Source organism: Mycobacterium sp. SMC-13 (assembly GCF_045311035.1).
In the GTDB taxonomy this organism is placed as follows: Bacteria; Actinomycetota; Actinomycetes; order Mycobacteriales; family Mycobacteriaceae; genus Mycobacterium.
In genome coordinates this window covers 1-19,053 of the sequence record NZ_JBJIAI010000035.1, presented here as the reverse complement: position 1 = coordinate 19,053, position 19,053 = coordinate 1, and the positions used below count along the sequence as shown (strand labels likewise).

General features: G+C 59.7%; 14 protein-coding genes and 1 pseudogene. 5 read left to right on the top strand and 10 right to left on the bottom strand.

What is annotated here, in order from left to right:
• Nucleotides 1-795 precede the first annotated feature (795 nt).
• Nucleotides 796-1,794: an AraC family transcriptional regulator gene (locus ACJH6I_RS29200; protein ID WP_293024121.1), complete on the bottom strand. Its 999-nt coding sequence runs from the start codon at nt 1,792-1,794 to the stop codon at nt 796-798.
• Nucleotides 1,795-1,908: 114 nt separating this feature from the next.
• Between ACJH6I_RS29200 and ACJH6I_RS29195 the strand changes: the two genes are divergently transcribed.
• The 5 genes from ACJH6I_RS29195 to ACJH6I_RS29175 all read left to right on the top strand — a co-directional run bounded on the left by ACJH6I_RS29195 (nt 1,909) and on the right by ACJH6I_RS29175 (nt 8,187).
• A complete protein-coding gene (locus ACJH6I_RS29195; RefSeq protein WP_293024124.1) occupies nt 1,909-2,229 on the top strand; it encodes a 2Fe-2S iron-sulfur cluster-binding protein in 321 nt (106 codons plus the stop codon).
• A 21-nt stretch (nt 2,230-2,250) separates the two neighbouring features.
• Nucleotides 2,251-3,639 carry a cytochrome P450 gene (locus tag ACJH6I_RS29190; RefSeq protein WP_293024127.1) on the top strand — a complete coding sequence of 463 codons (1,389 nt, stop codon included), beginning with the start codon at nt 2,251-2,253 and terminating at the stop codon, nt 3,637-3,639.
• Complete coding sequence (locus tag ACJH6I_RS29185; protein ID WP_406785041.1) at nt 3,636-4,835, top strand: NAD(P)/FAD-dependent oxidoreductase; 1,200 nt, start codon at nt 3,636-3,638, stop codon at nt 4,833-4,835. The genes ACJH6I_RS29190 and ACJH6I_RS29185 overlap by 4 nt, the downstream gene beginning before the upstream one ends.
• Nucleotides 4,836-5,440: 605 nt before the next feature.
• Nucleotides 5,441-6,037 carry a TetR/AcrR family transcriptional regulator gene (locus ACJH6I_RS29180; RefSeq protein ID WP_293021518.1) on the top strand — a complete coding sequence of 199 codons (597 nt, stop codon included), beginning with the start codon at nt 5,441-5,443 and terminating at the stop codon, nt 6,035-6,037.
• Nucleotides 6,038-6,906: 869 nt separating this feature from the next.
• Entirely contained in the window at nt 6,907-8,187 is a 1,281-nt protein-coding gene (locus tag ACJH6I_RS29175; protein WP_293021516.1) for a CdaR family transcriptional regulator, read from the top strand.
• 109 nt (nt 8,188-8,296) lie between these two features.
• On the opposite strand, the gene ACJH6I_RS29170 is transcribed toward ACJH6I_RS29175, so the two are convergent.
• From ACJH6I_RS29170 to ACJH6I_RS29130, 9 genes and pseudogenes are all read right to left on the bottom strand, one after another.
• On the bottom strand, nt 8,297-9,550 hold the full coding sequence (locus tag ACJH6I_RS29170; RefSeq protein WP_293021514.1) for an acyl-CoA dehydrogenase family protein: 1,254 nt from the start codon (nt 9,548-9,550) through the stop codon (nt 8,297-8,299).
• On the bottom strand, nt 9,547-10,623 hold the full coding sequence (locus tag ACJH6I_RS29165; RefSeq protein WP_226519096.1) for a 2'-hydroxybiphenyl-2-sulfinate desulfinase: 1,077 nt from the start codon (nt 10,621-10,623) through the stop codon (nt 9,547-9,549). The genes ACJH6I_RS29170 and ACJH6I_RS29165 overlap by 4 nt, the downstream gene beginning before the upstream one ends.
• On the bottom strand, nt 10,620-11,978 hold the full coding sequence (locus tag ACJH6I_RS29160) for an LLM class flavin-dependent oxidoreductase (RefSeq protein WP_226519097.1): 1,359 nt from the start codon (nt 11,976-11,978) through the stop codon (nt 10,620-10,622). The genes ACJH6I_RS29165 and ACJH6I_RS29160 overlap by 4 nt, the downstream gene beginning before the upstream one ends.
• Nucleotides 11,979-13,126: 1,148 nt before the next feature.
• Nucleotides 13,127-14,233 carry an NDMA-dependent alcohol dehydrogenase gene (locus tag ACJH6I_RS29155; RefSeq protein WP_226519098.1) on the bottom strand — a complete coding sequence of 369 codons (1,107 nt, stop codon included), beginning with the start codon at nt 14,231-14,233 and terminating at the stop codon, nt 13,127-13,129.
• 155 nt (nt 14,234-14,388) lie between these two features.
• The gene (locus ACJH6I_RS29150; RefSeq protein WP_226522214.1) at nt 14,389-14,799 is read right to left on the bottom strand and encodes an SCP2 sterol-binding domain-containing protein; all 411 of its coding nucleotides are present in this window, start codon (nt 14,797-14,799) and stop codon (nt 14,389-14,391) included.
• 76 nt (nt 14,800-14,875) lie between these two features.
• On the bottom strand, nt 14,876-15,955 hold the full coding sequence (locus tag ACJH6I_RS29145; protein ID WP_226519099.1) for a BtrH N-terminal domain-containing protein: 1,080 nt from the start codon (nt 15,953-15,955) through the stop codon (nt 14,876-14,878).
• A 42-nt stretch (nt 15,956-15,997) separates the two neighbouring features.
• Nucleotides 15,998-17,119: an acyl-CoA dehydrogenase family protein gene (locus ACJH6I_RS29140; RefSeq protein ID WP_226519100.1), complete on the bottom strand. Its 1,122-nt coding sequence runs from the start codon at nt 17,117-17,119 to the stop codon at nt 15,998-16,000.
• A gap of 66 nt (nt 17,120-17,185) precedes the next feature.
• Nucleotides 17,186-18,799 carry a fatty acid--CoA ligase gene (locus tag ACJH6I_RS29135; protein ID WP_293021526.1) on the bottom strand — a complete coding sequence of 538 codons (1,614 nt, stop codon included), beginning with the start codon at nt 18,797-18,799 and terminating at the stop codon, nt 17,186-17,188.
• 26 nt (nt 18,800-18,825) lie between these two features.
• Nucleotides 18,826-19,053, bottom strand: a pseudogene (locus ACJH6I_RS29130) (hypothetical protein); the annotation flags it as partial.

Genomic DNA, 19,053 nt, shown 5'->3' with positions numbered 1-19,053 from the left:
GGAAGTGCCGGGTAGTGAGAGATTCCCCAGAATGTGAGCCGTGTTTAGCTGCGCACAGGTGCGGGGAAACGCGATACCCATGCCGATGCTGAACCAGCACATCGCTTCGCGACTGACAGCGAGTCAAGCGCGCTACTACTGCCGCGCACTCAGTTCCGAGCCAGATGAAATCTGGGACATTTCGCGGTCGTCAAAGTAGGTGCCGACACCACGCTCGACTTGGTCGACGCGAGTATCGATTTCAACGGGCAACACGATGGGTTCCTCGTGACCAAAGAGCAATTCTACGAGATCCTTATCTCGCGTCCGGGCTCGCGACCAACCCTACCGTTCCGAGCCGATGCACGACGATCCGAATTTGACCGATCGCTGCGACAACTGAAGTGCGGCTACTTCGACGACTGCACGGCCACAATCTCGAAATCCTCACGCACTCGTACGGCGGCGGCGCAGAAGCCGCCCAGGTGCACTCCTCCTCGTGTCAGTCATCGAAGACATCTGCCGGGACGCCGATAGAAACTAGGGCGGTTCGACGCTGAAAATCGAAACGGGAGCGGATGCTCACGCACAGGGCACGGGTGTCCCGGCCGGCGTGGATGGGCCGGGACTCGTCACCACTTTCGACCTTGCTGCGCTGTTGTTTCCGAGGGGCGCCCGCTACTCGGGTGACGAGCACTCAATGGCCATTTCGGGCTGAAACGAGTTCAAGCCGCGACTCACAAGGCGCAGCGCGAACCGAAGTCGATGAGAGCCGCGTTCCCGCCGGGATCGGCGAGCATATGGAAGCCAAACAATTCAAGGGCGTCTGAAATAGCTGGGGGACCGACCGGTCCAGCGTTTCAAAGCGTGTATGAAGTTTGCGGGGTCGGTGTAGCCGAGCTCTGCCGCGATCTCGCTTACCGACACTGATCGGTCGAGGAGTCGCACGATCGCCCGCTCCTGCATGAAGGTCTGACGCAACTCGCGGAAGGTGGTCCCCTCCTCCGAGAGGCGCCGTTTCAAGGTGCTCGTGGACATCGAGAGCTCGCCTGCGGCACGGCTGCTGCTCGCCTGTGCGAGATCCTTCTCCAGAAGCTGTCTTATTTGATCAGTGAACGACGCATCACGCTGCCGGTCGAGAACGCGCTGCAGGTCGGCGACGGCAATCCGATACGCAACAGGATCCGAGAATCGACAGACCTCGTCAAGCGTGTCCACGGGTACGTGAATAAACGAGGTAGGGGCGCCGAAGAAGAGGCGCCCGGTCGGCGTTTCCTTGTCCGAAACCCAGCCACCCGGGGCTGACTGACTTAGATGCAGTTCAACACTGGGTACAGCACCGGCTAGCATGTTGAGCATCCGCAGCAATGCGAGTCCGCCGTAGGTAACGGCCAGACAATTCAGGCCAACGTCACCTGTGCGGCCCGTGAGCCCGATCGTTAGTCCGCGTTCAGTCGAGTGGAACGACGGGCTCAGGGCAGTCGTTATCACTGGCAGATAGGCCAGCAACTCGACGACCTCGGCTACGGAGCCCGCACTGACCAGGGGAACGCTGAGTGCCCCGAATGACGTCAGCTTGGCATGTTCAGCGAATGCGAAACCCAGACGGGTGCCGTGATCAACGTTGAAATCGGGATATATCTCTTTAAACCATCTTAAGGGGACCTGCGCGTCGGGTCCGACCAACATCGACTCGTTGACGTGCTCTCGAACCATGATGTCACGGAGAGCGTCCACCGCCTCACGCCCGAGCGCGTCGCTGTCGAGCATCTGAAGGAAAGCCAGCGCTGGCATGCCCGCGTCTTCGAGCTCCACAGCCCACCCCCTTGTGAGCTAAATCCACACTTCTCTGACTGCTTCGAACATAGCGATACCGATTGCTCACGGCAACAATTGGAAGGTGGATACGCGAGTAAAGGACGGGCAGTTATGGCAGTCGTAACCTTTGTCTCTCACGATGGTGAGTCGTACGAAGCGACCCTTGTCGAGGGTCAATCGTTAATGCAGATCGCGCTGAACAACGCGGTACCCGGAATCGACGGCGATTGCGGCGGGGAAGCCGCCTGCGGCACGTGCCACGTGATCGTGGACCACGAGTGGTCGGACAAGGTGGGTAGCTCGGGAGCGATCGAAGAAGACATGCTCAGCATGCATCCCGAGCGTCAACCAACTTCGAGACTGTCGTGCCAGATGGCCGCGTCTGAGGCTTGGGACGGTTTGACCGTCGAACTGCCCGAATTCCAACTGTAAACCACGAGAGGGGAGTAAAAGATGAGTATTTCCTCAGCAGTCACCGCGAAAGTACAGTCCACGCTGCCCGTGAAGATGCAACTGAGGGGCGCTCACGGCTACGACAAGATGCGCCGGTTGATCACCGGGACGAACGGCCAGAAGTTGTTCACCGAGACCCCCATCCCGCCGGTCGAGGACGTCGACTTGGCTGATATCGATCTCAGCAACCCGTTCCTCTACCGTCAGGGTCGCTGGCAGTCCTACTTCGAGCGGGTGCGCAACGAGGCTCCGGTGCATTACCAGGCGAAGAGTCCGTTCGGTCCGTTTTGGTCGGTGACCCGGCATGAGGACATCATCGCCGTGGACAAGAACCACGAGGTGTTCTCGGCGGAACCGTTCATCATCATTGGCACTCCGCCCCGCTTCATGGACGTCGCGATGTTCATCGCGATGGACCCGCCGCGCCACGACCGCCAGCGCGCCACCGTTCAGGGAGTTGTGGCGCCGAAGAACCTGCGTGAGATGGAGGGGTTGATCCGCTCACGCGTTCGGGAGGTGTTGGACGACCTGCCGGTGAACGAGCCGTTCGAGTGGGTACAGAACGTCTCTGTCGAGCTGACCGCACGCATGCTGGCGACGCTGTTGGACTTCCCGTACGAGCGGCGCCGCAAGCTGGTGGAGTGGTCGGATCTGGCCGGCTCCATGGAGCAGGCCAACGGTGGTCCGTCCGACAACGACGAGATTTTCCGCGGCATGGTTGATATGGCGCAGGGGCTCGGTGCGCTCTGGCGCGACAAGGCAGCTCGAACGGCCCGCGGGGAAGAGCCCGGATTCGATCTGATCACGATGCTGCAGAGCAACGACGAAACGAAAGATCTCATCGACCGCCCGATGGAGTTTCTGGGCAACCTGCTGCTGCTGATCATCGGGGGCAATGACACCACGCGTAACTCGATGAGTGGCGGGGTGCTGGCCCTCAACGAGTTCCCCGACCAGTTCGAGAAACTGAAGGCGAATCCCGACCTGATCCCCGGAATGGTTCCCGAGATCATCCGGTGGCAGACCCCCTTGGCGTACATGCGGCGCGTCGCGAAGAAGGACACCATGCTGAACGGGCAGTTCATCCGCAAGGGCGACAAGCTGGTGATGTGGTACGCCTCGGGCAATCGGGATGAGCGTGTCTTCGAGCGGCCCGACGAGTTGATCATCGATCGAAGCAACGCCCGCAATCACATCGCCTTCGGGTTCGGCGTGCACCGGTGCATGGGCAACCGGCTCGCCGAGCTTCAGCTGCGGATCCTGTGGGAGGAACTGCTCCCACGCTTCGAGAACATCGAGGTCATCGGCAAGCCTGAGTACGTGCAATCGAATTTCATTCGGGGCATCAGCAAGTTGATGGTCCGCCTCACCCCCAAAGAGAGTGCATGACGCCCGAACGGGCGGTGATCGTCGGAGCCAGCCACGCCGGCGCGCAGCTGGCGGGCAATCTCCGGCGTGACGGTTGGGCAGGCGAGATCGTCCTGATCGGGGATGAGGGGAAACTGCCATATCACCGTCCGCCGTTGTCGAAGACCTACCTGGCCGGTAAGAGCAACCTCGACGAACTCCTGATCCGCAGTGCCGATTTCTACCCCAAGCAGGACATTAAGCTTGTGCACTCGACCGTGGATTCGATCGACCGGGCCGCGGGGCGCGTGTTATTGGATACCGGTGACACGGTGAGCTATACCAAGCTCGCGTTGTGTGTCGGCGCGAGGGCTAGGCAACTGCCGATTCCGGGGGCGGACCTTCGCGGGATTCACTACCTGCGCACCGCGGCTGACGTCGAATCGATCCGAGCAGCTGCTGTACCCGGCCATCGGGTCGTAATCGTGGGGGGCGGCTACATCGGGTTGGAGACAGCGGCCTCGTTGTGTTCGCTGGGCATGCAGGTCACTGTCCTGGAGGCGACGGATCGTGTACTTGAACGGGTCACCGCGCCGGAAGTGTCCGCGTTCTTCACGCGGATCCACCGCGACGCGGGCGTGGACATCAGAACTCAGGCCCTCGTCGAAGCCTTCACCGGCAACGGCAACGTGCGAGAGGTAGTGCTGGCGGACGGCGCATTACTTCCTGCCGATGTGGTGATCGTCGGTATCGGCGTGGTACCCAACACCGAACTCGCTTCAGCCGCAGGATTATCCGTCGACAACGGCATCGCGATCGATGACCAGGCCCGCACCAGCGATCCGGACATCGTGGCCGCCGGCGACTGCACCAGCCACGTGATGGCCCGATACGGTTCACGCATTCGGCTGGAATCGGTGCCGAGCGCCGGCGAGCAGGCCAAGATCGCCGCGGCGACCATCTGCGGGAAGCGCAGCGCCATCGCTGCGCTACCGTGGTTCTGGTCCGACCAGTACGACCTCAAACTCCAGATCGCCGGTCTGAACACCGGATACGACGAAGTCGTACTCAGCGGCGAACCATCGCACCATAGAGAATTCAGTTGCTTTTACTTCCGCGATGGCGAACTCATCGCCGCCGACTGCGTCAATCGACCACGCGATTTCATGCTTGCTAAACAGGCCATCACCAAACGTCTTCCCACCGACCGCGCCGAACTGCTCGCCGGTTCAGCTTGAACCGCCAAACGTCTCGGAACGGGGGTTGATCAGCTCAGCAAGGACGACTCCTCACTGGTGAGGAGTCGTCCAATCCGGGGGCAGTCCCGGTCTCCTTATACGTCACCCGCGAGTGCTCATCGACCGCGTGATTGACGTTGGCGTATTCCACGCCGCTGTGGTTGCGCTGACATGGCGGCCCGGCTTTTTGATCATCGAGACGCACCAGGTCCCGGGCTCGGAGTGCTCACAGCGATATGGTGTGGTTCGGCGCACCACCAAACCTGGTGTTCTGGTCTGGAGCCATCCAGTAGCGGCCAAGCAACGCCTCGACCTTCGAGCGCGACATGCCTAGATGTACGGCGATGTCATGCGGTCCAGCGACGTCTGAAACGCACATTGATGATTCGCGCTGGCCCGTCCGCGAATTGCACGTAGCGCGCTTCTTACAGACGAGAAAGCCTCGCAGGCCAAGTCGTTCGGAGCACAATTTACGTTCGGTGCTGATGTCGGGAGGTTCAGCTCGAGTAAGTGAATCAATGCTAACATCACGGGCGGTGCTTCGACTCCGCAGGCGTCGTGCACGGTCCAGACAACCACCCTTTTCCGCGAAAGGAAGGTCGGCTATGAGTCTGACGGTCGCCTACGGTCGCAGAAGGGGCGATGAACGTCGAGCGCGGATTCTGACGGCAGCCGCGCAGATTATCGCGGACCGCGGATATCATTCCGCATCGATGGCCGATATCGGCGATTCCGCCGGCGTCGTCGGTCCGGCGATTTACCGACACTTCGAAAGCAAGGCAGGCTTGCTGGCGGCGCTATTCGAGCAAGTGATCGACACGCTACTGCAGCGTGCTTCCTCGATCGTCGAACAGAGCCGTGACGACGCCGAGGCACTGACCACCCTCGTCGCGGACCATGTAGCGCTCGTTTTGGACCAACGCGAACTCGCCATCGTCTACTACCGCGAATTTCACAATCTGGCCGCGCAGCAGCGCAGTCAGTTACGTCGCAAACAGCGTCTATATCTCGAGGAGTGGGTGCACGTCCTCAGTGAGCTCCGCCCCGAACTTGACGAGACAGGATTACGAGCTGTAGTCCACGGCGCAATTGGAGCGATTCAGTCGACGTTGCAATACCGCGAAACCGGTATGGCCGCCGAACGCATTTCGGTTCTACTTGCCGATTTGGGGCATGCCGTTCTTGGTGTCGCTCGAGTTTAGATGATGAAGACCATTACTGCGTGCCCGAACCGTGATGCTCAATTTTCCCGACCCGCCGGAAGTTCTTGCAACAGCGGCGATCGTCGGCGAAGCAACGAGGGTCTACGTCACCAAATGAGACTATGTCAGTTGATCGATCACCCGCTGGTAGGCTGCGGGTGCGAAAAGCGATGTCGCGCGACATAGTTGATGAGCATGGCCAGACCGGTCAGTGCCAGCTGCACCAGGTGGGCGAGCCAGAGCGTTGCTTTGCGTGAAATCATTGGCTGAACCGTGCGGCCGTAAATTATAGCGACACGAGTCGGCGCGGGAACGCCGTGCACCAGCTGCCGCATACTCGGCCGTGACCGCACGTCGGGTCATCACTGGCACTAATTCGACTTCAGATTCAACGCACGTCAGAGACCACCTGGCACTGCAAGTAGCCCGGCGCACGGCTCAGATGGTGGCGAAGGCGCACTCGCTTGACGCTGCGCAAGAGCTGACTACAAGCCTATTGCCGGCCGTTGATCAGTGGGCAGTCTCCGTCTACAACGGTGGGTTGTCCCGAGCATGGTCGACTGCCAACCAGTCGTCACCGATCGAAGCGAGTGCTCGCCCGACATCCGGACGCGAGCCAACATAGGCAACAACAGGCCGACTTATGCCGGCAACGCATGCCAACACAGTGAAAGCTGCGATGAATGACATAAAGGTCCTCCTACGATGAGGCGAGCCGCACGATATCGATTACTGAAATCCGCCGGTCACCGCCGGGAACAGCGATTTCCACATTAACGCGGTGGCTCAACTAGAGCTACGTAGGTTATCGATGAATGCCGAGGAAATGTTTGTCGCCAGTAGACAAAGGTAGCGCCTATCATGGACCCATGGTGGTTCACCCCGCTTCTGACAGGGCGATGCCCGTTCACGTCGCCGAGGTACTCGGTGGCCTGGGGCAGCAATTGCGCGATCTACCGGATCTGATCCAGCGGCTTCTGGCGGCCGAGGTCGCAGAGCTAAGTGGGGACGGTCAACTCGAAGATCTTCTCATCGAGACTGTCGCGGCGAACGTCGAAACCTGGTTTTCGACCCTCCGTTACGACATCCCGATCGCAATTGTGGAACCACCCGCAGCGGCGCTTGAACATGCCCGCAGGATGGCACAGCGTGGAGTACCGGCCAATTCCCTGCTGCGGGCTTATCGACTGGGTCATCAGCAAGGACTGCGATTCGTGATCGACGAGATCAGACGGTCGAATCTGTCACCAGAACTGAAGCTCGATCTCTACGAACACATCACGCGAGTGTCGTTCGGCTACATTGACTGCGTTTCCGAACAGCTACTGAGCACGTATCAAGAAGAGCACACGGTGTGGGAAGAGCATCGTCGCGGAGCTCGCACACAGGTAGTACGCGACGTTCTCGCAGGCATGGACGTCAACATCGCCACGACGTCCGAGATGATCCAGTATCCACTGGACGCCCTGCATACCGCGATCGTCCTGTGGTGGGATCGCCCGCGAGAGGAACACGATGCACAACCGGAGACGACCAAGAGACTCCTGAAACGTGCATCACGTGCGGTGGGGGCCGTGTCCGCCCTGCATCTGTCCGTGGACCGTTTGGTGGGGTGGGCCTGGATTGCGGTGAACGACGAGACTGCGGTGGCCCACCTCCGCAGGTTCATAGAGTCAGAGCAGGACGTGCCCAACGTCGCCGTAGGAACACCGCTCGCCGGTATCGACGGATTTCGGCGATCACATCGCCAGGCGGAACGGGCTCGTCTAGTCGCTATTGCGGCCGAAGGTGCGGAGCACCGCTTCATTAGCGCGGCCGATCCGGGGGTTGCGCTTGGCTCTCTGCTCGTCAATGACATTGATGCGATGAGCATGTTCGTCCGCGATACCCTCGGGCCCCTCGCTTGCAACTCTGTAGCCGACCTAAAACTCCGTGAAACAGCGAAAGTCTTTCTCCGTTCGGGAGCTAGCCTTAAGTCAGCGGGAGAAGAGCTGCACCTGCACAGCAATACGGTCAAGTACCGAGTAGGGCGTGCAGCCCAGCGACGGGGCCGCCCCCTAACCGACGACCGGCTCGATGTCGAGATCGCCTTAGAAATGTGCGAGTTGTTCGGAGCAGCAGTGCTCAACTCGGATGGTCATACCCATTAGCTTGGGAGTCACGCGATTCCCTTGAGGTCATCTGTCTCCAAGCTACAACCGCGTGGAATCACGTTTGTCTGCCCGGCAAACATCAAACATCGCGACGCGGTGGCCGCACCTATGATGTAAATCCCGGTAACGGATGGGCGCCGTTCAACACATGATTCCCCACCTCGGCGATCTTGTACGCCACCGGATCGTGCAGGGTGTGGGTCCTGATGTTGCGCCAGAAGCGATCGAAGCCGTAACGCGGATGCGTCCCCCTGGCTCCGATGACCTCGAAGATCCGGCTGGTGATGTCAAGTGCGGCTTGCGATGCCAGCGCTTTGGCGCCCGCCACCAGAACCATCAGTTCTCCTCGATCCTCCGCCGACAGTTGATCGCCCTTGTTCCACACCGTCTCAAAAACTCGCGCGGCCTCGCGCGCGGCGGCGTCGGCGCCTTGCAATGCGATGCCGAACTCGCCGTAGGTGCGGATAACGTATGGATCCTCAACTGCTTGGGTCACGCCAGCCGGTGTCCACGGCCTTGCCTGAGTGCGGGTGTACTCGGCGGCTGCGTCGAGGGCTCCCCGCGCAATGCCGAGGTACACGTTGACGAAGGCCAGCTGCACCAGGGGGCCGAAGAGACTGCCTCGCTGGAACTGGAAGAAAGCGCTCAGCACGGCGTTCGGACCGCCGAGCACCTCATCGGCGCGCACCTCGACGTCATGGAATTCGGTAGTGCCGCTGTCGGTTCGGCGCATGCCGAGCGCGTCCCAGTCGTCGTTGACGACGACACCCGCTCGATCGGTGGGGATCACCGCCGTGATGATCGCCCCCTGCTGCTGCGAGTCGTCCTGAACGACACCGAACACGAGGAGCAGATCGGAACCCTTTGCACCACTGCTGAAGTGTTTGACGCCGTCGAACCGATACCCACCGTCCGCCACCGGCTTCGCGCGGACCTTCCAATCGAGGACGTGGCTGTTGTTCTCACTCGACGCGTTGCCCGCCCACCGATTGTGTTGTGCCACCTCGCGGTAGGTCGACTCCTTCTGCTCGGTCGAACCCAGTAGTTCGACGAAGGCGATGTCCACGATGTGATAGCCGAACAGGTGACCGAGGGAGCCGTCCACTTTGGCGATCTCGCGGATGACGTCGAAGACCGTCGACCATGACGCTCCCCAGCCACCGAACTCCTGCGGAACGGCGAGGGACAGGAGTCCGCTGTCCCGCAGAGCATTTCGCTCCGCGGTGGCTGAGCCGCCGGCGCGGTCGCGTTCAAGCAGACCGTCGGTCCAGGTGGAGGCGAGGTCCTTGGCGACCGCGACGGGATCGGCGAGCGCCTGTGCACCCTTGTGGTGTGCGTCGGTGGTTAATGTCATCGTCATGCTCCTATCGTGGTCAATCGTTTGATGCTGTCGGCGAGGAAGTCGGGGGCGGACCACTGTTCTAGGTCGGTGGCGCGATCGATGAGCTGACGGTCCAGCAGAAACCGCTGGGTTTGCTCGAGAATCGTGAACGACTCGTCGTCGAGTGCGGGGCCGAGATGCTTGTTGAAGTCCGCACCGAAGCCCCGTCCGATGGCCGACTGTGCAACGCCGAGATTCTCGGCGTGAATGGCCACTACCTCGTCGTGATGATCACGGGCCCACCGTCCCGCGTCGACGGCCGCGTCGACCAGTCGCTGCACCAGATCCGGTCGATCGTCGATCAATCGCGCGCTCACCGTCCACACGCTGGCGTAGATGTTGCGGTCGTCGTCGCTGAGGTCCGAGACGATCCGTGCGCCGCTGAGATCCTCCAGTTCCGCTGCCCACGGCAACCAGCTGAAGAGTGCGTCTACCGTGCCGGACGCCAAGATGGAGGACTGATGCGAAGCGACGGCGGGGAACAGGTCCGCACCCTTGATACTCGACGATGAGTGAAGTTGATCCGGCGGCAGGTCGACCCCCGGTGTTTCGATGGCGACGAGTTCGACGTCGCCGAGTTCGAGGCCACCGCGACTCAGCGTTGCAAGGAGGCCGCGAGCTTCCCATGTGCCGAGAGCGGTCAGGGTCTGGTTCCATGGATCGAGTCGCCGGTAATCACCCAGTTCCCGTCGCAGGATGCGGACCGCCGCTGACGAGACGCCGACGCGTCGGCCGGCAAGCCCGGCAGCATCGGTTACCTGGCTACCCGCGGCCACGTAGAAGCCCTGTCGTCCAACGAATCTGGTGATACCGAGAAGGCGTGTTCGGCCCGGTGCCCGCAGTCCCTCGCTGACCAGCGGTGGGATTTCGCCACCGAAGCGGGTGTACTGCGGGTGGTCGTAGGTGAAGTGCAGATCACCCTGGCTGCCGGTGAGCACTTCGAGTGAGATGCCTTCCCGTGTCAGGCGACCGGATTCCAGAGCGGTCAGGAGCGCGTTCGGCACGGGGCAATTGCTGTACGCGAGAACATCGCGCTCGACGCCCGTCGTCATGCGACCGCCTCCGCGTGGGGTACATCGAGGCCCAAGTGCTCCCGAAGCGTCGTTCCCTCGTAATCGGCGCGGAACACCCCGCGTTCCTGAAGGAGTGGCACCACCTGGTCCACGAACTCGTCGTAACTGCCGGGAAGATGAGCGGCGGAGATGATGAAACCGTCGGCCGCGCCCGCCTCGAAGTGGTCGACCAGCAGGTCGGCGATCTGCTCGGCCGTTCCCGCCCACTGGGGAACGAACCCGACGTTCGTACCGTAGCGGCGGCCGAGCTCGGCGAGCGTCAGATCCGCACCGCCGGCGACAGCGGAGAACATCTGCAACATGGTGGGGACGTGACGGTCGCCCAGATCGCCGACAATATCGGAGTATTTGGTATCCAACGGGTACGCGGACAGGTCGACGCCGCTGTGGCTCGACAGCGTCGACAACCCCACTTCAGGGTGTACCAGCGAGTTCACGTATTCGAGTCGATCGTTGGCGATGGCCTCGGTCTCGCCCAGAATGGGCATCACCGCGGTGAAGACCTTTGTCTGGTCAGGGTCACGTCCGGCTGCGGCGACGTTGGACTTGATGTCCGCATACGTCGCGCGCATGACGTCGACGTTGGGCGAAATGCTGAACACCGCCTCCGCCCAGCGGCCGGCGAAGCGACGTCCACGCGGTGACAAACCGGCTTGCAGAATCACGGGCTCACCTTGCCGGGATCTGGGCACTTGCAGCGGACCGCGCACCGACAGCCACGTGCCCCGGTGGTCGGCGTAACGCACCCGCTTCGGGTCCGCGAACTGGCCGCCCGCCTTGTTCAATAACAGCGCGTCGTCTGACCAGGACGCCCACAGCTTCTTCACCGCCTCCAGGAACTCGTCGGCGCGGTCGTACCGCTGGTCGTGTTCGAGGTGTTCGTCAACACCGAAGTTGCGGGCTTCGGAGTCGTTGAGGGAGGTGACCACGTTCCACGAGACTCGTCCGTCGGAGAGGTTGTCCAGCGTCGCGAACACTCGTGCAACGTGATACGGCGCGTAGTAGGTGGTCGATACGGTCGCCCCGAGTCCGAGCTTGTCGGTCGCGGCGGCCATCGTCGCTACAACGCTGGTCGGCTCCAACGCAATAGCGCCCTGGCCGCCCAGTCCGACGCCGGTTTCAAGATTGTGCCCGTAGCTGTCTTCGATCGCGAGAGCGTCGGGCAGGAACAGCAGATCGAACTTCCCGCGTTCGAGCGTCCTGGCGATCTCCTTGTAGTACCGCCCGCTAAGAAACTCGTTCGTTGCGCCGACGTGCCGCCAGGCGCCGTGAGCGTGGGTGACGTTTCCCGCGGAGAAGAAGCCGGCGAGGTGCATGTGTCTTGGTCGGGACATGTATACGAGCATGCGCGCTGCCGACCACAACGGACAGGGTTAAAAGCGGCGTGATTGCATGGGGGCGGACGGCTATGACCCGGCGTTCTCGGGGTCTATCGGCGCGTGGCACGGACATCCGGCCTCACGACGAAAGACGCTTGCCAACAACAATTCTCAGGACGGATTTGTACGAATCCCCGGGGCGAAATGGAACTTAACGTAGTGGCGCGCCAACCGGGGTCGGGTTTGCTGTTCAACACGTGACACGGTGGCGTCGAATCGCCGGGAGGCTGGGTCAATGCGAGGCGCGTTGCTCCGCAGGCGACCCGCGCACTGAGCACCGCGATCGGCGTAATTGTTTGCATAACAATGCTTTAACGGATCGGCGGAATCGCTGCCTCTGCCCCGATGAACAATCGAGTGCGGCCAACCCGAGCGTGGACTTCTTGCGCGCTTCGATCGATAGCCCACGATCCGTTTGGAAAGAACCTCTTTTATGGAATACACAGATAGAGCTGGCGTTCGTGGTGCGGCGCTCTGTGAGGTTGGCCAACCACAATGGATTTGGGGACTGCGCATCGAACTGACGCTGCACGAGGCCGCCATGAACTTACGGACCTGATCGACGATTCAACCCACGAATCTTGACGAGGACAACAAGATACGCTCCTTCGAGCACAGTAGAGCGACACGGCTCTCGCCGGCGCTGATCCCGCACCTGGGCAACTCGTCAGCGATAAATCATTGTCCGAAGGTGGGGCCGTGGGCGTGGATCTCACGGCCTGCGTTGATCAGATTTACATCATCCCAATCGCGCTGCGAAACAAGTTTCTCTGCGCCTCGTATAGAACGCTTGAGTGGAGATCCAAAAACCCGGCAGGCCACCGTGTCGGGAACGCTGTCATCGGAAAGCTCGAGGAGTAGCGGGTTCATCATTGTGGGTTGACGTCGCGGGACAGGTAACTGACTGCGCAGTGAGTCAACTCGGCTTCTTGATCGCGGAGTTTGATGCGCGTCTGCACCTGGCGAAGCTACGCGGCGCGTGAGTATTTACCCGCTGCGGCTTCACCAGGCCAGTCGTGGCGATCTTCACCGAGCCCGAGACCAAGCCCCTGCATGAAAATCCGTAGCGGCAACGACGTGACCCAATCCCGTGCGGTCAAATGTCAAAATCGGATGAGTCCACGAATATTTCTTCCGGATCGCATGTCATCGTACCCATCGTTAATTTGATCCAATGAGTATTCCTGGGTAATCAACTCATCAAGCTTCAGCTGCCCGGCGGCATAAAGTTCGACCAACTGCGGAATATCGTGGGGCGCGTTTGACGAACCATAGAGCGCACCACGAATTTGCTTCTCGTAGAGCGTGATCTCAAGCAGGGATCCAGTTATCGACGTGTCGTCAGGGTGCCCGATGGCCGTAACCACAACGCGCCCGCGCTTTCCAACCAAAGCGAGCGCCTCGCCCGTGTAGGACACTTCGGCGATGTCCGTGGTGAGAATACATACATCGGCCAATTTGCCGAACGTGACGTCACTAACGACTGACCACGCTTCGTCCATTGAAGCTGCGGTGTGTGTCGCGCCGAAATCCCGGGCCTGCTGCCGCTTAAATTCCACGGGATCGACGGCCACGATCGTGAGCGCTCCAGCGATGCGCGCACCCTGAATCGCATTCATTCCGATACCGCCTGCACCAACGACCACAACAGTGTCGCCGGCGCGCACCTCTCCGGTCCGTACAGCCGAACCATAGCCGGTCGTAACGCCGCAACCGATCAATGCTGCCTTGTCGAGGGGAATTCCACCGTCTATTTTTACCAGTGACGATTTCGGCACCACGGTATACTCGGAAAACGTCCCCAGCAAGCACATTTGTCCGACATCTTCGCCTCGAGCATGGAACCGGTAGGTGCCATCGAGTTGCGGCCCCATCATCAGCGCGGCTCCGAGTTCGCAGAGATTCCCCATACCGCGGGCACAGTAGGAACACCGACCGCACGAGGGCAGGAAAGTCAAGATAACGGAATCGCCTTCGGCGAACTCATCAACGCCCACGCCACACTCAATAACTGTGCCGGCACCTTCGTGGCCACCGACAACCGGCAGCGGGATTGGCAGATCACCGGTTACGAGATGCTCATCAGAATGGCACAGTCCCGTGGCCGCAAGGCGTACAAGTACCTCGCCAGCACCCGGAGGGTCGAGGTCAATCTCTTCGACTTCCCATTTCTGACCCAGACCCCACAATACCGCAGCACGTGTCTTCACGTTGAATATGTCCTTTCGGTGGCAACAATGTTTAGTAAATACATAATTTAGCGTTGAGCACTACCCCAAAGCGAGGTTACTATGCGACCGCGACCACGGGGAATCTCAACGAAGAATACGGTTGAAGCTACGACAGCGCCGATTGACTTGCCACATCAAGCACTTAAAAGATCTTGGCGTTTCTCCGCTTCCAGCATTGCACGGTACTCCGGAAAGAGATTCTTGGCCTGCGGTATTAGTCTCACCAACTTGGCTACAGGGCCTTTGGCCCTGACATTCCCTTTAGCCATGGCCACCGTCAGATTTACCTTGCCCAGCCAAAACCTATTGCCAGTGTCGGCAGTCATAAATAGTTCGACGTTCGGCGTAGCGGCGCTGGCGGCGCCAGTCTCGATCAATTTGTTTGGCATGTCCACGGTTACTATCGCATCAGGATCGGTGTAGTGAATGCGCAATACCACGCCGGACCTAGCAAGCTTTGTCGCAAGCTCTGCGTTTTCTAAACCTCGCCGGAAAATTCCACCCAAGTAGCGGTAGACCTCATCCTCATCACCAAAAACGGACATTGCTTTCCTCCATCTATTGACATATTGACCACATGGTTGTTCCGGGAATCTTCGCGCGACCATATTTGCCGCAGCCTTATCCGCTCGTGATTCGTCGTCCACGAAGCGAATTTCCCGCAGCCCTCAGCGCGGTCGCCAACTCCCATTCGGCACTCGGCAGCTGCGCCGCCAGAGAAGCAGCATCTGCGGCCCTACGGCGGGGGTCGGCCTCCGGGTCATAAGCGATCGACGCCAAGCCCGTCCAAAGTCGGGATGCGGCCGCAGCAGCGTCGGCAGCTTCTTGTGCAGGTTCGAAATCGAGTAGTTCGGCTACTTTTTGACAACCCTGCGCCTGGAGGCTCCGGAACAGGCCGCCTCCCGTTCCAGCCTTTTGAATAAGGGCGCTTAGCGCAAACAACGCCGCTTCGAGGCAATCATCATCGAAAAGGTCCGGCCACCGGTTCAAATCCTCAACGAAAGACGAAATTCCAGCCAGTCCGCTCACCTGCATTTCGGAACTGGAAAGCGACGCAATGGGTGCGCCAATGTAGGCGCCTTCCATGGCTTCAGCGCTACGAAGAAACGCCGAGCACGCAGCTACCCTGAGGTCGGGTGCCGACTCCGGCCACTCGACTATGTAAGTCGTATTGCGGGTCGGGACTGGAAATCCAGTCGAAGCACGGGCGCGCCGTAAATTTGCATACGGAACAGCCTGGACAGTATCGCGATCATTATCTACGACATAAGCGACTTCCTGGGCATCATCATATCCGACGACCACGACGTCGTGCCGACTCATGTTCAGCCGCGCGCGCAGATAAGGCAATTCGGCGATGTCCGTCCAAACCATGACTGGCGTGCCCGCGTCGAGCTGCTCGGTAACCCATTTCCATCCAAGGTCAGCGTCATCGGTCGCGCGAGTCTCAAACTGCGCACCCAATCGGTTCAAGTATTCGTCTTCAAGATCGGCGCTACGCCCAACGAGATAGACCGGCGGTTGAAGTTTCGCTGATCGGATGTAGGAGAAGTCCAATGCGCCGCCAAGCACAAAAACCAATCCTTCATCCGGTACGTGTCCGGCGAAACGAATACCCGCCCACTCAGTCAAGTCACGTAGCGCACCCGAACCACAATGGCCCGCAACTTCATGTCGATAGGGCAGAATCACCGTTGCCATTCGAACTCCTAGATTTGTTTAGAAAAGTCAATGATCGGTCGATCACAGCGATCGAGAGATGATTTCCTTCATAACCTCGTTCGTGCCGGCATAGATTTTTTGCACGCGCTGATCCACCCACAATCTCGAGATGGGGTACTCAGTCATGTAGCCATATCCGCCGTGCAGCTGCATACAGTCATCAAGGACCTTCATAGCCCGTTCCGTGGTCCACCACTTCGCCATAGCGACGGTCTGCACGTCGAGTTGACCCGCAAGGTGCAGGTCGATGCAGTAGTCGAGGAACACTCTTGCGATGCGCGTTTCGGTCGCGGCTTCAGCCAGAATGAACTTGGTGTTCTGGAAGCCAAAGACCGGCCGACCAAACGCCTCGCGCTCACGCGTGTAGTTAAGCGTCTGCTCCAGGGCAAGCTCCATCGCCGCGACTGCACCCACCGCCACGATAAGTCGTTCTTGGGGCAACTGGTTCATGAGCTGAATGAAGCCCTGCCCCTCGGTCTGGCCCAATAGATGCGAGCGCGGAACCCTCACTTCGTCGAAGAACAACTCAGAGGTGTCCTGACCGCGTTGGCCGATCTTGTCGAGAACCTTGCCACGCCGGAACCCCGCCCGGTCAGCTTCGACTACGAAGAGAGATATTCCGGCCGCGCCCTTACTGGAGTCGGTTTTGGCAACGACAATTATCAGATCGGCTTGCTGGCCGTTGGTGATAAAGGTCTTTGAGCCCGAGATGACGTACTCGTCTCCGGCCAGTACAGCTTTGGTTTTGACACTTTGCAAATCCGAGCCGGTACCTGGTTCAGTCATTGCTATAGCTCCAACGAGTTCGCCGGATGCCATCTTAGGCAACCATTCTCGTCGCAGCTCTTCAGTCGCGTACTGCAGGATGTAGTGCGCGACGATTCCGCTGTGCAGCCCAGCGCCCCACGAACTGTCACCGATGCGGGCCTGCTCTTCGAGCACGACCGCTTCGTGTGCGAACGTGCCACCGCCTCCGCCGTATTCCTCAGGTATAGACATGCAGAGCAAGCCCAGCTCACCCGCCCGGTTCCACAGTTCTCGGTCGACGTGGTGCTGGTCGGCAAAGCGCTGCGCATGCGGCGCTAATTCGGCCGACAAGAACTTCGCTGCGAGGTCGCGAAGCTCTACCAATTCGGCATTCATCCATGGGGACATTGAGGTGGACACAATTTCCTTTCAACAACTCGAGTCTGCAAATATTCAGGGGAATCAAACGTACTTAACTTTGTAATGTCCAGACGCATGTTTCGCACGGATTGCTTTTTTGTCATACTTTCCAACACTTGTACGTGGAATGTCAGCAACGAAACACCATCGCTCCGGAATCCACCACTTTGCAACCTTCTGCGAGATAAAGACCTGAAGTTGGTCAATGTTCACCTCAGAGCCTGGGTGAACTACCACAAGAGCCAAGGGCCTCTCCTGCCATTTTTCGTCAGGAACTCCGATGACCGCTGCTTCGTAGATTGAGGGATGACCGATAAGCGCGTTTTCCAGTTCTACCGACGAGATCCATTCCCCGCCAGATTTGATCACGTCCTTTGAGCGGTCCGTCAGGGTCAGGCATCCGTCCGGATCGATGCGGCCGACGTCACCGGTACGCAACCATCCTTCGTCAAATTTGTCCGAGTCGAAATCACCGAAATATGAGCCGGTTATCCAAGGCCCACGCGCCTGAATCTCCCCAACGGATTGTCCGTCCCACGGCACGTCTTTACCGTCGTCGTCCCGCAGACGGATTTCGACACCGCAGATCGGCCGACCTTGACTGGCCCGCATCTCCCATCGTCTCGTCTCGTCAGCGTCGCGACTCGGACGTGCAACGGTAGCCAGCGGAGACGTTTCGGTCATACCCCATGCCTGCACGATGGGCACGTTGTACTTTTCTTCAAACCCACGAATCAGCGAAATCGGAACAGCCGATCCGCCGCAAGCGACCAAACGTAGCGAAGAAATATCCCGCCCAGGATGCGAATCCAGATATCGGTCGACATCATTCCAGATCGTCGGAACCGCACCAGCGACGGTCGGCCCGGTGTTTTCGATGAGCGATACCAATGGTTCGGCTTGGAGATACCGGTCAGGCAGCACCAGATCCGCACCGGACATCAACGCTGCATAGACAAGCCCCCACGCATTGGCGTGAAACATTGGAACGATGGCCAACAGACGGTCGGCCTCGCTGATCGACAACGCATTAGCTGTGCACGCGGTCAGGGAGTGCAGGTAGGTGGAACGATGACTATAGACGACGCCTTTGGGATCTCCCGTGGTGCCGCTGGTGTAACACATGGCCGCGGCAGACAACTCGTCGAGAACCGGCCACTCAAATGACTCTTCCTGGCCGGCAAGCACTTCCTCGTAACACAGAACTGTTTTTCCGCTTCCCTGCAACGGGGCAAGGTCGCCCTGTCCTGTGACGATGACGGTGTGCACCGACGTCATCGCAGGGAGCACGGCAGCCAGCAACGGCGCGACCGACGCGTCGACTATCACAATCTGGTCGTTCGCATGATTGGCGATGTACGCGAGTTGATCTGGGGCCAAACGAAGGTTCAAGGTATGCAGGACCGCACCCATGGAGGGAACCGCACAGTAGGCCTCCAAATGTTCCTGGTTGCTCCATTGGAAGGTGGCCACGCGTTGATCTGCAGTGACGCCAAGGCTGCGCAGTGCGTTGGCGAGTTGAGCTACTCGCGGCAGCATCTCGCGATAGGAAGTCCTACGATAACCAGCTCCGGTTTGAGTGATGACCTCGCTATCACCGTGTATGGCTGCCGCATGCTGAACGATTGCCGAGACCGTGAGGGGAACATCTTGCATAGTGCTTTGCATCGTGTAGTGCCCTTTCAGGCGAAGAGGTCGGGACTGCTGTTCGGCTGGTCGATGAAACTGCCGTAATGCGATTTCAGTGCTTGCAGGATGTCCGCTAGGGGTAGATCGTCGTATGCTCCTCGATCGCACAGATACTCCATGTGCTGGGTGCCGTCACCCGTAAACCGGCTCTTCACAGATGAGGGTGTAGAGGTGGTTGGCGCGTCGTTGCCGGGATAGAGGTCGAGGTCTCTCGAAAATGA

Excerpts from the sequence above, each read along its gene's own strand:
- ACJH6I_RS29195 (WP_293024124.1), top strand. The coding sequence starts at position 1,909 with ATGGCAGTCGTAACCTTTGTCTCTCACGATGGTGAGTCGTACGAAGCG.
- ACJH6I_RS29190 (WP_293024127.1), top strand. The coding sequence starts at position 2,251 with ATGAGTATTTCCTCAGCAGTCACCGCGAAAGTACAGTCCACGCTGCCC.
- ACJH6I_RS29185 (WP_406785041.1), top strand. The coding sequence starts at position 3,636 with ATGACGCCCGAACGGGCGGTGATCGTCGGAGCCAGCCACGCCGGCGCG.
- ACJH6I_RS29180 (WP_293021518.1), top strand. The coding sequence starts at position 5,441 with ATGAGTCTGACGGTCGCCTACGGTCGCAGAAGGGGCGATGAACGTCGA.
- ACJH6I_RS29175 (WP_293021516.1), top strand. The coding sequence starts at position 6,907 with ATGGTGGTTCACCCCGCTTCTGACAGGGCGATGCCCGTTCACGTCGCC.
- ACJH6I_RS29170 (WP_293021514.1), bottom strand. The coding sequence starts at position 9,550 with ATGACGATGACATTAACCACCGACGCACACCACAAGGGTGCACAGGCG.
- ACJH6I_RS29165 (WP_226519096.1), bottom strand. The coding sequence starts at position 10,623 with ATGACGACGGGCGTCGAGCGCGATGTTCTCGCGTACAGCAATTGCCCC.
- ACJH6I_RS29160 (WP_226519097.1), bottom strand. The coding sequence starts at position 11,978 with ATGTCCCGACCAAGACACATGCACCTCGCCGGCTTCTTCTCCGCGGGA.
- ACJH6I_RS29150 (WP_226522214.1), bottom strand. The coding sequence starts at position 14,799 with ATGTCCGTTTTTGGTGATGAGGATGAGGTCTACCGCTACTTGGGTGGA.
- ACJH6I_RS29145 (WP_226519099.1), bottom strand. The coding sequence starts at position 15,955 with ATGGCAACGGTGATTCTGCCCTATCGACATGAAGTTGCGGGCCATTGT.
- ACJH6I_RS29140 (WP_226519100.1), bottom strand. The coding sequence starts at position 17,119 with ATGAATGCCGAATTGGTAGAGCTTCGCGACCTCGCAGCGAAGTTCTTG.
- ACJH6I_RS29135 (WP_293021526.1), bottom strand. The coding sequence starts at position 18,799 with ATGCAAGATGTTCCCCTCACGGTCTCGGCAATCGTTCAGCATGCGGCA.